The organism is Streptomyces sp. NPDC060232 (assembly GCF_042726555.1).
Lineage (GTDB): Bacteria > Actinomycetota > Actinomycetes > Streptomycetales > Streptomycetaceae > Streptomyces.
The window spans coordinates 231,921-243,761 of record NZ_JBHXAG010000011.1 but is presented as its reverse complement, the minus strand read 5'-3'; the positions used below and the strand labels follow the sequence as shown (position 1 = coordinate 243,761).

Here is an 11,841-nt window from a genome sequence, read left to right as displayed (position 1 = left end):
ACCACCGGGTACGACCGAGACGTGCCCGCACGCGCCGAGCCGAGGAGAGCCCCCGGAGGGGCACCACCCCACCCGAAGCCACCGTCCAGCCCGACGGGTCACGCCCCCGCCAGGGGACACCACCCCAGCCCCGCCGGCGCTTGAGGCGCGGCCACCGGCCCGCACCCGGGGAACAAGGGCACCACCCCACCCGAAGCCACCGTCCAGCCCGACGGGTCACGCCCCCGGCCAGGGACACCGAACCCAGCCCCGCCGGCGCTTGAGGCGCGGCCACCGGCGCGGAACACGGGCTGGATCGGCGTGGCAACGGGACGGCAGGGGGCCGCCCGCGCATTCTGGAGGTACGTCGAACCCAGGCGAGGACGATGAGCGCCGAAGGCCCCCCGGATCCGGCCGACGAGCCCGGCATCCCGCACACCGGACGCCCGGTCCACTGGCTGGCCGGATCACACCGCTGGCAAAGCCTGATCGCGGCCCTCGTGGCTGCGGGGGCTGCGGTCGTCGTGGCGATCATCTCCAGGCCACCAGCTCCTACGCCGCCTACGCCGACGGCCCCGCCCACGGTCGCCGACGCCACCGCCGGGACCCGCGTCACCACCCTGATTGCCCGGCAGTACGCGGATCCCTCCGCGACCCCGGCAGGGGTCGCGGTCTACTTCGAGGGGACGGTGAGCGGGCTGGACCCCCGCTGGACCGTCGTCGCCTTCGTCCGCCGGGCCAACGAGCGCTCCGGCTGGCCCGTCGCCTTCGCCGAGGTCGACCGCCACCGCGGCACCTGGAAGGCGACCGTCCAGGTGCCCCGGCCGCGCCTCCCTCTGGAGATGGCGGCCGGGGTGGCCCCGTACCCTGGCGATCGCGTCCAAGCGACTCCGGAGGGCGCGACCCCCTCGGCATCGCCTCATCCGACGGACCCGGCGACGCTGCAGGGTCTGCTGGAGGAGATCCGGCGGGACGGCCCGGAGGCTCACGGGGTGGAGATTCTGACGCCCTTCCGCCCCGTACCCACGGCGACGCCGTAGGGCGCCCGGTCTCGACCCAGCCGCCCCACCCGGCGCTTGCATACGTGACCCCCGTCACGTCGTCTCGGAATGTGGGACTAGTTGGTCCGAATCGTGGACAGTAGTGGACTCCTCCAATCGGCCCATGACACGCTTCCGCCATGAATGGAGCTGGAATTGCCTTGGTGAGTCGGCGGCACGTCGACCTCGGCCGCATGTCCAGCGCCATCTGTCCGGCGTGCTGACGGAACCAGCAACCGCCGCACATCGCCGCAATCCCGGCATCGCCGCCGTGGAAGTGTCGATCATCGCAGTCCCCTGAAGGCCGAACACCGCCCTGTCCGCCGGTCACCCCGGCCAAGGCGCGGGCAGTCAGCCGCACCCGCTCAGCGTCCAGGGGTCACGCCAACCCCACCCGCTTCACCCGCCCCTGCCCTGAGCCGCCCAAGAAGGACGTACCGCCATGGCCGCCACCCCCGAAACGCCCGCAGCAGCACCCGCAGCCGCCGCGCGCCGCAAGACCGGCCGTCACCGCGGCGAGGGCCAGTGGGCCGTCGGACACCACACGCCCCTCAACGGCAACGAGCAGTTCAAGAAGGACGACGACGGTCTCAATGTGCGGACACGCATTGAGACGATCTACGCCCACCGGGGCTTCGACTCCATCGACCCCAACGACCTGCGCGGCCGCATGCGCTGGTGGGGCCTCTACACCCAGCGCAAGCCCGGGATCGACGGCGGCAAGACCGCGATCCTGGAGCCGGAGGAGCTGGACGACAAGTACTTCATGCTGCGCGTGCGCATCGACGGCGGCCGGCTGACCACCGAGCAGCTGCGCGTCATCGGCGAGATCTCCGAGGAGTTCGCCCGCGGCACCGCCGATCTCACCGACCGCCAGAACGTGCAGTACCACTGGATCCGGATCGAGGACGTCCCGGAGATCTGGCGCCGTCTGGAGGCCGTCGGCCTGTCCACCACCGAGGCCTGCGGTGACACGCCCCGGGTCATCCTCGGCTCGCCCGTCGCCGGCATCGCACAGGACGAGATCATCGACGGCACCCCCGCCATCGACGAGATCTACCGCCGCATCGTGGGCAACAAGGACTTCTCCAACCTGCCCCGCAAGTTCAAGTCCGCGATCTCCGGCTCGCCGCTCCTCGACGTGGCGCACGAGATCAACGACATCGCGTTCGTCGGGGTGAACCACCCCGAGCACGGTCCCGGCTTCGACGTCTGGGTCGGCGGCGGCCTGTCCACCAACCCCAAGCTCGGTGTGCGCCTGGGCACCTGGGTCTCGCTCGACGAGGTCCCGGACGTCTACGAGGGCGTCATCTCGATCTTCCGCGACTACGGCTACCGCCGGCTGCGCACCCGCGCCCGCCTGAAGTTCCTCGTCGCCGACTGGGGCCCGGCCAAGTTCCGCCAGGTCCTGGAGGACGAGTACCTGAAGCGGAAGCTGACCGACGGCCCCGCGCCCGAGCAGCCCTCCGGCCAGTGGCGCGACCACGTCGGCGTCCACCAGCAGCAGGACGGCAGGTTCTACGTCGGCTTCGCGCCCCGCGTGGGCCGCGTGGACGGCGCCACCCTGACCAAGATCGCGGACATTGCCGAGCAGCACGGCTCCGGCCGCCTGCGCACCACCGCCGAGCAGAAGATGATCGTGCTCGACATCGAGGCCGACCGGGTCGACTCGGTCGTCGAGGCGCTGGAGGCCCTGGACCTGCGGGTCAAGCCGTCCCCGTTCCGCCGCGGCACGATGGCCTGCACCGGCATCGAGTTCTGCAAGCTGGCCATCGTCGAGACCAAGGCGCGCGGCGCCTCGCTCATCGACGAGCTGGAGCGCCGCCTGCCGGACTTCGCCGAGCCGATCACCATCAACATCAACGGCTGCCCGAACGCCTGCGCCCGTATCCAGGTGGCGGACATCGGTCTCAAGGGACAGCTGGTCCTGGACGACGACGGCAACCAGGTGGAGGGCTACCAGGTCCACCTGGGCGGCGCCCTCGGCCTGGAGGCCGGCTTCGGCCGCAAGGTCCGCGGCCTCAAGGTCACCTCGGCCGGTCTGCCCGACTACGTCGAGCGGGTCGTCAAGAGCTACGAGGAGCAGCGCGAGGACGGCGAGCGCTTCGCCGCCTGGGTCGCCCGCGCGGACGAGAAGAGCCTCTCGTGAGCGAGCGAGCCGCACCGTTCTACTGCCCGTACTGCGGCGACGAGGACCTGTTCCCCCACGAGACGGGCCACGGCGCGTGGGAATGCAGGGCCTGCAACCGGGCCTTCCAGCTGAAGTACCTCGGGCTGCTGTCCCGGGGCGTCGGGACGAACTCAGCGGGAGGGGACGAGATATGACCACCACGCAAGACGCCAGTCTCAAGAACGCCGACCTGAAGGCCGCCACCCTCAAGGAGCTGGCCGAGCAGGCCGGCCGCGACCTGGAGGACGCCTCCGCGCTCGACATCCTGCGCTGGGCGGCCGACACGTTCGGCGGGAAGTTCGCCGTGACCTCCTCCATGGAGGACGCGGTCGTCGCCCACCTGGCCTCGCGGGTCCTCCCCGGTGTGGACGTGGTCTTCCTCGACACGGGCTACCACTTCGAGGAGACCATCGGCACCCGGGACGCGGTCGACGCGGTGATGGACGTCAACGTCATCACGCTGACCCCGCGGCAGAGCGTGGCCGAGCAGGACGCCGAGTACGGGCCGAAGCTGCACGACCGGGACCCCGACCTGTGCTGCGCGCTGCGCAAGGTCAAGCCGCTGGAAGAGGGCCTGACCGCGTACGACGCGTGGGCGACGGGACTGCGCCGCGACGAGTCCCCGACCCGGGCGAACACCCCGGTGGTCGGCTGGGACGAGAAGCGGCGGAAGGTCAAGGTCTCGCCGATCGCCCGCTGGACCCAGGACGACGTGGACGCGTACGTCGCCGAGCACGGTGTACTCACCAACCCGCTGCTGATGGACGGCTACGCCTCCGTCGGCTGCGCCCCCTGCACCCGCCGCGTGGCGGAGGGCGAGGACGCGCGGTCCGGCCGCTGGGCCGGGCGGGGCAAGACCGAGTGCGGACTGCACGGCTGATGACGACCAGCGAAGAACTTACGGAGACACAGCAGATGAGCGTGAGCGACCAGGGCGCCACCGTGTGGCTGACCGGGCTGCCGAGCGCGGGCAAGACCACCATCGCCTACGCGCTGGCCGAGCGGCTGCGCGCCGAGGGCCACCGCGTGGAGGTGCTCGACGGGGACGAGATCCGCGAGTTCCTCTCGGCCGGACTCGGCTTCACCCGCGAGGACCGGCACACCAACGTGCAGCGGATCGGCTTCGTCGCCGAACTCCTCGCGAGCAACGGCGTCAAGGCGCTGGTGCCGGTGATCGCGCCGTTCTCGGACAGTCGCGAGGCCGTCCGCAAGCGGCACGCCGCCGCCGCGACGCAGTACCTCGAAGTGCACGTGGCCACCCCGGTCGAGGTGTGCTCCGAGCGTGACGTGAAGGGCCTGTACGCCAAGCAGGCCGCGGGCGAGATCTCCGGTCTGACCGGGGTCGACGACCCGTACGAGGCGCCGGAGTCCCCGGACCTCCGTATCGAGTCGCACACGCAGACCGTGCAGGAGTCGGCCTCGGCCCTGCACGCGCTGCTCACCGAGAGGGGTCTGGCATGACGACGACCGTCGCACACGTCCACGAGGAGACGGACGCGCCCTACGCGCTGTCGCACCTGGACGCCCTTGAGTCCGAGGCCGTGCACATCTTCCGTGAGGTGGCGGGCGAGTTCGAGAAGCCGGTGATCCTCTTCTCCGGCGGCAAGGACTCCATCGTCATGCTGCACCTGGCGCTGAAGGCGTTCGCGCCGGCGCCGGTGCCGTTCGCGCTGCTGCACGTCGACACGGGCCACAACTTCCCCGAGGTGCTGGAATACCGCGACCGCACCGTCACCAAGCACGGACTGCGCCTGCACGTGGCGTCCGTCCAGGACTACATCGACGCGGGCAAGCTGCGCGAGCGCCCGGACGGCACCCGCAACCCGCTGCAGACCGTCCCGCTGACGGAGGCGATCCAGAACCGCAAGTTCGACGCCGTCTTCGGCGGAGGGCGCCGCGACGAGGAGAAGGCCCGCGCCAAGGAGCGGGTGTTCTCCCTGCGCGACGAGTTCTCCCAGTGGGACCCGCGCCGCCAGCGGCCCGAGCTGTGGCAGCTCTACAACGGCCGCCACGCGCCGGGCGAGCACGTGCGGGTCTTCCCGCTCTCCAACTGGACCGAGCTGGACGTGTGGCAGTACATCGCCCGTGAGGGCATCGAGCTGCCGGAGATCTACTTCGCCCACGAGCGCGAGGTCTTCAAGCGGGGCGGCATGTGGCTGACGGCCGGCGAGTGGGGCGGCCCCAAGGAGGGCGAGACGCCCGAGACGCGGCTCATCCGCTACCGCACCGTCGGCGACATGTCCTGCACCGGCGCCGTCGACTCCGACGCCACCACGCTCGACGCCGTGATCGCCGAGATCGCCGTCTCCCGCCTCACCGAGCGGGGCGCGACCCGCGCCGACGACAAGATGTCCGAGGCCGCGATGGAAGACCGCAAGCGCGAAGGGTACTTCTAGACATGACCAGCACCACCGAGCAGTTCGCCGATCTGTCGGCGACCACCCTGCTGCGCTTCGCGACCGCCGGTTCCGTCGACGACGGCAAGTCCACCCTGGTGGGCCGGCTGCTGCACGACTCCAAGTCGGTCCTGACCGACCAGATGGAGGCCGTCGAGGCCGTCTCCGCCCAGCGCGGCCAGGAGGCCCCCGACCTCGCGCTGCTCACCGACGGCCTGCGGGCCGAGCGGGAGCAGGGCATCACCATCGACGTCGCGTACCGCTACTTCGCCACCGCGCGCCGCCGGTTCATCCTCGCCGACACGCCCGGGCACGTGCAGTACACCCGGAACATGGTGACCGGCGCCTCCACCGCCGACCTGGCGGTGGTCCTGGTCGACGCCCGCAACGGCGTGATCGAGCAGACCCGCCGGCACGCGGCCGTCGCGGCCCTGCTGCGCGTCCCGCACGTGGTCCTCGCCGTGAACAAGATGGACCTCGTCGGCTACCAGGAGTCGGTCTTCGCGGCGATCGCCGAGGAGTTCACCGCCTACGCCTCGGACCTGGGCGTCCCGGAGATCACCGCCATCCCGATCTCGGCCCTGGCCGGTGACAACGTGGTGGAGCCGTCCGCGAACATGGACTGGTACGGCGGTCCGACGGTGCTGGAGCACCTGGAGACGGTCCCGGTCAGCCACGACCTCACCGCCTGCCCGGCGCGTTTCCCGGTGCAGTACGTGATCCGCCCGCAGTCCGCGGAGCACCCCGACTACCGCGGCTACGCGGGCCAGATCGCCTCCGGCGTGCTGCGCGTCGGCGAGGCCGTCACGGTCCTGCCGTCGGGCCGTACCTCGGTCATCGAGGGCATCGACGCGCTGGGCGAGCCGGTGGACATCGCCTGGGCTCCGCAGTCGGTGACGGTGCGGCTGAAGGACGACATCGACATCTCGCGCGGCGACCTGATCGCGCCGTCCGCGACGGCCCCCGCGACCACGCAGGACGTCGTCGCGACGGTGTGCCACGTGGCGGACCAGCCCCTCGCCGTGGGCGCCCGGGTGCTGATCAAGCACACGACCCGCACGGTCAAGGCGATCGTCAAGGAGATCCCCTCGCGGCTGACCCTGGACGACCTGTCCCAGCACCCGGAGCCCGGGCAGCTGGTGGCGAACGACATCGGCCTCGTGGTCGTCCGGACCGCCGAGCCCCTCGCGCTCGACGCGTACGCCGACTCCCGCCGCACCGGATCCTTCCTGCTGATCGACCCGGCGGACGGGACCACCCTGGCGGCGGGCATGGCGGGCGAGTCCTTCGCCTCCCAGGCCGAGCCCGCCGAGGACGCGGTACAGCAGGACGAGGACGGGTGGGACTTCTAGACCATGTTCGCCGATCTCTACTCGACCTTCGCGAAGGAGGGCGGCCGCGTGGGCAGCGGCGCCCTCGGCAGCGGCCAGGGAGGCGTGGCGCGATGTGCGCGATGACCGCCCTCCACGAGCCGTACCCGCCCCCGCTCCACAGAAGAGAATCCGCGCCGTAGAACGACGGCGCGGCGAGAGGAAGCCCTCCCCGTGCCTGCCACCGGTTCCACCCGTAAGACCCTGCGCCGCGGCCTCGCCGCCGCCGCTGCCCTGCCGCTGCTGATCGGTGCGCTGGCCTCCTGCGGCTACGGCTCCCAGGCCGAGGACAAGGGCGACGGCACGGCGGACGCCGCTGCCGCGCACGGCGAGAAGCTGTCGGCCTCCGAGGTGCGTATCGGGTACTTCCCGAACCTGACGCACGCCACCGCGCTCGTCGGCCTCCAGGAGGGCCTGATCGCGAAGGAGCTGGGCGGCACGAGGATCAAGCCGCAGACCTTCAACGCCGGTCCGTCCGAGATCGAAGCCCTCAACGGCGGCTCCCTCGACATCGGTTTCATCGGCCCCTCGCCGTCGGTCAACGCCTATGTGAAGTCCAAGGGCTCCAGCCTGCGGATCGTCTCCGGCTCCGCGTCGGGCGGTGTGAAGCTGGTCGTGGACCCGGACAGGATCAAGACCCTGGACGACCTCAAGGGCAAGAAGATCGCCACCCCGCAGAAGGGGAACACGCAGGACGTCGCGTTCCTCAACTGGATCTCGGAGAAGGGCTGGACGGTCGACCCGGAGTCCGGCAAGGGTGACGTCTCCGTCGTCCGCACGGACACCAAGGTCACCCCGGACGCCTTCAGGCAGGGCTCCATCGACGGCGCCTGGGTGCCGGAGCCCACGGCCTCCAAGCTCGTCACCGACGGCGGGGCCGTCCTCCTCGACGAGGCCGACCTGTGGCCCGAGAAGAAGTTCGTGATCACGAACGTCATCGTGTCGCAGAAGTTCCTGAAGGCCCACCCGGACGTCGTCGAGGCCGTGCTGCGCGGCACGGTGAAGACGAACGACTGGATCAACGCCAACCCGGAGGAGGCGAAGGCCTCCGCCAACGCCAAGCTGGCGGCGGACAGCGGCAAGCCGCTCGAAGCGAAGGTCATCGATCCGGCGTGGCCGGGCATCCGGATCACCGACGATCCGCTGGCCTCGACGCTGAAGACCCAGTCGGAGTGGGCGGTCAAGGCCGACCTCATCGAGCAGCACGACCTGGCCGGCATCTACGACCTGACGCTTCTGAACAAGGTCCTGAGGGCCGCGGGCAAGCCCGAGGTCTCCGACGCCGGCCTCGGCGCCGAGTGACGCACAGTCCCGCAATGCAGCAGTCCAGCAATCCCAGGAGGTGACGACCATGGCCACGACGCTTGCCAAGGCTGCCGAAGGCACGGTGGCGGAGCACACGCACGCCGCCCGCATCGAGCACGTCTCGAAGTCCTTCTCCGGCCCGGCCGGCTCACAGCTCGTCCTGGACGACATCAGCCTCGATGTCGCTCCCGGAGAGTTCGTCACCCTCCTGGGGGCCTCCGGCTGCGGAAAGTCCACCCTGCTCAACCTGGTCGCCGGCCTCGACAAGCCGACCGCCGGATCCATCGACACCCCCGGCGGCCGCCCGGCCCTGATGTTCCAGGAACACGCCCTCTTCCCCTGGCTGACCGCCGGCAAGAACATCGAACTCGCCCTGCGCCTGCGCGGAGTCGCCAAAACCGACCGCAAGCCCGAGGCCGAACGCCTCCTGGAACTGGTCCGCCTCGGCGGCGCCTACGGCAAGCGCGTCCACGAACTGTCGGGAGGCATGCGCCAGCGCGTAGCCCTGGCCCGGGCCCTCGCCCAGGACAGCCGGCTACTGCTGATGGACGAGCCGTTCGCGGCCCTCGACGCCATCACCCGCGACGTCCTGCACGGCGAACTCACCCGCATCTGGGAGGCCGCGAACACGAGCGGCTCCGCCGCGGGGGGCCTCTCCGTCCTCTTCGTCACCCACAACGTGCGCGAAGCCGTCCGCCTCGCCCAGCGCGTCGTCCTGCTCTCCTCCCGCCCCGGACGGGTCGCCAGGCAATGGACCGTGGACATCGCCCAGCCGCGCCGCATCGAGGACGCGGACGTCGCCGAGCTGTCCCTAGAGATCACTGAACACCTGCGTGGGGAGATCCGCCGCCATGGCCAGCACTGAAACGAAGGCGACGACGGACGACCTCGCGGGACTGGAGGCCGGGCTCGACGCCCTGGACGCGGTGCAGACGCACCGCACGCCGGTCCGTGAGGTCCTCGTCAAGAAGGTCCTGCCGCCCCTCCTGGCGGTCGGCCTGGTCCTGGCCCTCTGGCAGGTCCTCGTGTCCCTGGAGGTCACCGACGAGACCAAGCTCCCGGCTCTTTCCGCGGTGTGGGACAGCCTGTCCGACATGTGGCTGAAGGGGACGCTGCTGGAGGTCATCTGGACCTCCGTCTCCCGTGGCCTGCTCGGCTTCCTGCTGGCCCTGGCCATCGGCACCCCGCTCGGCCTGCTCGTCGCCCGGGTGAAGTTCGTCCGCGCCGCGATCGGCCCGATCCTCCAGGGCCTGCAGTCCCTGCCCTCGGTCGCCTGGGTGCCCCCGGCCGTCCTCTGGTTCGGCCTCAACGACGCCATGATGTTCACGGTCATCCTGCTCGGCGCCGTCCCCTCCATCGCCAACGGCCTCGTCTCCGGCATCGACCAGGTCCCCCCGCTGTTCCTGCGGGCCGGCCGCACCCTCGGCGCCACGGGCCTGCGCGGCGCCTGGCACGTGGTCATGCCGGCCGCGCTGCCCGGCTACGTCGCCGGCCTCAAGCAGGGCTGGGCCTTCTCCTGGCGCTCCCTCATGGCCGCCGAGATCATCGCCTCCTCCCCCGACCTCGGCCTGGGCCTCGGCCAACTCCTGGAGAACGGCCGCAACAACATCGACCTGCCGGGCGTCTTCCTCGCCATCCTCCTGATCCTCGTCGTCGGCATCGCCATCGACCTCCTGATCTTCAGCCCCCTCGAACGCTACGTACTGCGCAGCCGCGGCCTGCTGGTGAAGAGCTGATCCGCATGTCGCCCGTACTGCTGGTCATCGCCCACGGCAGCCGCGATCCGCGGCACGCCGCGACCGTGCACGCCCTCACCCGGCGGGTGCGGGCGCTGCGGCCCGGACTGCGGGTGGAGACGGCCTTCCTGGACTTCAACGCCCCCCGGGTCGAGCAGGTGCTGTCGGCGCTGCACGCCGACGGCGTCCGCGACGTGGTGGCCCTGCCGCTGCTGCTGACGCGGGCCTTCCACGCGAAGGCCGACATCCCGGCGGCGCTGTCGCAGGCGCTGACCCGGCTGCCGGGCCTCTCGGTCTCGGTGGCGGACGTCCTCGGCCCGTCGCCGCTGCTCGTCGACGCGCTCGAACGCCGGCTGTCCGAAGCCGGCCTCACCCCGGCGGACCGCGCCACCACCGCGGTGGTGCTCGCGTCCGCCGGTTCCACGGACCCGGAGGCGATCGCAGTGATCGCTGAAATCGCGCGGGAGTGGCGGCACACCGGTTGGTGCGCCGTGCGGCCTGCGTTCGCCTCCGCTGCTCTCCCCCGTACGGAGGACGCCGTACGGGCCCTGCGGGCCGAGGGCTTCGCCCGGGTGGCGGTGGCCCCGTACGTCATCGCCCCCGGCCGGCTCCCGGACCGCATCGCGGCCGGTGGCGTGGCCGCGGGCGCCGACGTGGTGGCCGACGTCCTGGGCGCCGCCCCGGAACTGGCCCTCCTGCTGCTGCGCCGCTACGACGCGGCCGCCGCGGCGCCCGCCCGCCTCCCGGCCCTGACGGCCTGAAGCCCGTGCCCGCTACGCGCCGGCGCGGGCCGCGGCCTCGTCGGCCAGGGCGGTCAGGTCCGCGATGGACATCGCGCCCGGGGGCAGGCCCTCCCGCGCGAAGATGTTCACCGCGTGCCGCAGGACGTCGTTGACCGGGGTGGGCACCCCGTGCAGCCGGCCCAGCAGCGAGATCTCCCCGTTGAGGTAGTCGGCCTCCACCGAGCCCGTCCCGCGCGCCAGGCTCTGCCAGGAGGAGCCGCCCCGTACGCCCGGCGGCTGGTCGACCTTTCCGTCGCGGGCCTGCGCCTGCTCGGCGTCCGAGGCGTAGGCGATGCCGGCCGCCCCGAAGGCGGCCTTCGCCTCGCGGGCGGCCCGCGCCAGCAGCGCCGCCTTCGCCGGGTCGGGCTCCGGGCCGGTCGTCGCCTGGATCGCGTTGCCGAGGTTCCCCAGGAGCTTCGCGTACTTCCACCGCATGACGTCCTCGACCACCGGGGCCTCGAAGCCGGCCTTGGCGAGGTCCGCCGAGACGCTCCGGGCGAGCCCGTCCGTACCGCCCGCGGCCCGACCCAGGTGCAGGATGCCGGTCAGCGGGGCACACAGCGCGGAGACGACGCCCGGCTCCAGGAAGGTGGCGGGCAGCCAGACGCACACCCCGTACACGCGCGCGAAGCGCCGTAGCGCCAGTCGCTCGCTCTCCACGCCGTTCTGCGCGCAGAGCACCGGGAGCCGCTGTGCGGCCGTGCCGCCGCCCGCGACCTCCGCGTCGCCCCACGCGTCGAGCGCCGCGATGGCGTCCTGGGTCTTCACGGTCAGCAACAGCACATCGTCCGGGCGCAGTTCACCCATCTCGTCCGGTCCGGTGACCACGCTGAGCCGGTGTACGCGGGGGCCGTCCGCCGTGGTGAGCCGCAGCCCCTCGGCCCGCAGGGCCTCCGCGTGCGCGCCGCGCGCGGCGAGGACGACCTCGCTGCCCGCCTCCGCGAGCCGTCCGCCGATGGTGGCGCCCACGGCGCCCGCGCCGATGATGATGTACCGCATGCCGATGAGCCTGGCACACCCCGCCGGTCCCGTCGCCCCCGGGGCCGGTCGCCGGTGCCGTGCG

The 11,841-nt window shown here is 71.9% G+C and carries 13 protein-coding genes; 12 read left to right on the top strand and 1 reads right to left on the bottom strand.

Features of this window, described 5'->3' with window-relative positions; all coding sequences use genetic code 11:
• The first annotated feature begins 365 nt into the window (after window positions 1–365).
• From ACFWFZ_RS18620 to ACFWFZ_RS18565, 12 genes are all read left to right on the top strand, one after another.
• A complete protein-coding gene (locus tag ACFWFZ_RS18620) occupies window positions 366–1,019 on the top strand; it encodes a hypothetical protein (protein ID WP_387123589.1) in 654 nt (217 codons plus the stop codon).
• 140 nt (window positions 1,020–1,159) lie between these two features.
• Entirely contained in the window at window positions 1,160–1,243 is an 84-nt protein-coding gene (locus ACFWFZ_RS18615; protein ID WP_310942095.1) for a putative leader peptide, read from the top strand.
• Window positions 1,244–1,461: 218 nt separating this feature from the next.
• Window positions 1,462–3,168 carry a nitrite/sulfite reductase gene (locus tag ACFWFZ_RS18610; RefSeq protein WP_387123588.1) on the top strand — a complete coding sequence of 569 codons (1,707 nt, stop codon included), beginning with the start codon at window positions 1,462–1,464 and terminating at the stop codon, window positions 3,166–3,168.
• Window positions 3,165–3,344 (top strand): hypothetical protein, encoded by a 180-nt coding sequence (locus ACFWFZ_RS18605; RefSeq protein ID WP_030027817.1) that lies wholly within the window; start codon window positions 3,165–3,167, stop codon window positions 3,342–3,344. Before ACFWFZ_RS18610 ends, ACFWFZ_RS18605 begins: the two co-directional genes overlap by 4 nt.
• Window positions 3,341–4,069 carry a phosphoadenylyl-sulfate reductase gene (locus ACFWFZ_RS18600; protein ID WP_387123586.1) on the top strand — a complete coding sequence of 243 codons (729 nt, stop codon included), beginning with the start codon at window positions 3,341–3,343 and terminating at the stop codon, window positions 4,067–4,069. Before ACFWFZ_RS18605 ends, ACFWFZ_RS18600 begins: the two co-directional genes overlap by 4 nt.
• Window positions 4,070–4,104: 35 nt before the next feature.
• A complete protein-coding gene (gene cysC, locus ACFWFZ_RS18595; protein ID WP_387123584.1) occupies window positions 4,105–4,650 on the top strand; it encodes an adenylyl-sulfate kinase in 546 nt (181 codons plus the stop codon).
• Complete coding sequence (gene cysD / locus ACFWFZ_RS18590; RefSeq protein ID WP_387123582.1) at window positions 4,647–5,585, top strand: sulfate adenylyltransferase subunit CysD; 939 nt, start codon at window positions 4,647–4,649, stop codon at window positions 5,583–5,585. Before cysC ends, cysD begins: the two co-directional genes overlap by 4 nt.
• 2 nt (window positions 5,586–5,587) lie before the next feature.
• A complete protein-coding gene (locus ACFWFZ_RS18585; RefSeq protein ID WP_387123580.1) occupies window positions 5,588–6,937 on the top strand; it encodes a sulfate adenylyltransferase subunit 1 in 1,350 nt (449 codons plus the stop codon).
• A 192-nt stretch (window positions 6,938–7,129) separates the two neighbouring features.
• Entirely contained in the window at window positions 7,130–8,257 is a 1,128-nt protein-coding gene (locus ACFWFZ_RS18580) for an aliphatic sulfonate ABC transporter substrate-binding protein (RefSeq protein ID WP_387123578.1), read from the top strand.
• A 49-nt stretch (window positions 8,258–8,306) separates the two neighbouring features.
• Window positions 8,307–9,125 carry an ABC transporter ATP-binding protein gene (locus ACFWFZ_RS18575; protein ID WP_387123576.1) on the top strand — a complete coding sequence of 273 codons (819 nt, stop codon included), beginning with the start codon at window positions 8,307–8,309 and terminating at the stop codon, window positions 9,123–9,125.
• Window positions 9,112–9,996: an ABC transporter permease gene (locus ACFWFZ_RS18570; protein WP_387123574.1), complete on the top strand. Its 885-nt coding sequence runs from the start codon at window positions 9,112–9,114 to the stop codon at window positions 9,994–9,996. The genes ACFWFZ_RS18575 and ACFWFZ_RS18570 overlap by 14 nt, the downstream gene beginning before the upstream one ends.
• A 5-nt stretch (window positions 9,997–10,001) precedes the next feature.
• Window positions 10,002–10,757 carry a sirohydrochlorin chelatase gene (locus ACFWFZ_RS18565; RefSeq protein ID WP_387123572.1) on the top strand — a complete coding sequence of 252 codons (756 nt, stop codon included), beginning with the start codon at window positions 10,002–10,004 and terminating at the stop codon, window positions 10,755–10,757.
• Between the two features lie 12 nt (window positions 10,758–10,769).
• On the opposite strand, the gene ACFWFZ_RS18560 is transcribed toward ACFWFZ_RS18565, so the two are convergent.
• On the bottom strand, window positions 10,770–11,777 hold the full coding sequence (locus ACFWFZ_RS18560; RefSeq protein WP_387123570.1) for a ketopantoate reductase family protein: 1,008 nt from the start codon (window positions 11,775–11,777) through the stop codon (window positions 10,770–10,772).
• Between the last annotated feature and the right edge of the window lie 64 nt (window positions 11,778–11,841).

Excerpts from the sequence above, each read along its gene's own strand:
- ACFWFZ_RS18620 (WP_387123589.1), top strand. The coding sequence starts at position 366 with ATGAGCGCCGAAGGCCCCCCGGATCCGGCCGACGAGCCCGGCATCCCG.
- ACFWFZ_RS18615 (WP_310942095.1), top strand. The coding sequence starts at position 1,160 with ATGAATGGAGCTGGAATTGCCTTGGTGAGTCGGCGGCACGTCGACCTC.
- ACFWFZ_RS18610 (WP_387123588.1), top strand. The coding sequence starts at position 1,462 with ATGGCCGCCACCCCCGAAACGCCCGCAGCAGCACCCGCAGCCGCCGCG.
- ACFWFZ_RS18600 (WP_387123586.1), top strand. The coding sequence starts at position 3,341 with ATGACCACCACGCAAGACGCCAGTCTCAAGAACGCCGACCTGAAGGCC.
- cysC (WP_387123584.1), top strand. The coding sequence starts at position 4,105 with ATGAGCGTGAGCGACCAGGGCGCCACCGTGTGGCTGACCGGGCTGCCG.
- cysD (WP_387123582.1), top strand. The coding sequence starts at position 4,647 with ATGACGACGACCGTCGCACACGTCCACGAGGAGACGGACGCGCCCTAC.
- ACFWFZ_RS18585 (WP_387123580.1), top strand. The coding sequence starts at position 5,588 with ATGACCAGCACCACCGAGCAGTTCGCCGATCTGTCGGCGACCACCCTG.
- ACFWFZ_RS18575 (WP_387123576.1), top strand. The coding sequence starts at position 8,307 with ATGGCCACGACGCTTGCCAAGGCTGCCGAAGGCACGGTGGCGGAGCAC.
- ACFWFZ_RS18570 (WP_387123574.1), top strand. The coding sequence starts at position 9,112 with ATGGCCAGCACTGAAACGAAGGCGACGACGGACGACCTCGCGGGACTG.
- ACFWFZ_RS18565 (WP_387123572.1), top strand. The coding sequence starts at position 10,002 with ATGTCGCCCGTACTGCTGGTCATCGCCCACGGCAGCCGCGATCCGCGG.
- ACFWFZ_RS18560 (WP_387123570.1), bottom strand. The coding sequence starts at position 11,777 with ATGCGGTACATCATCATCGGCGCGGGCGCCGTGGGCGCCACCATCGGC.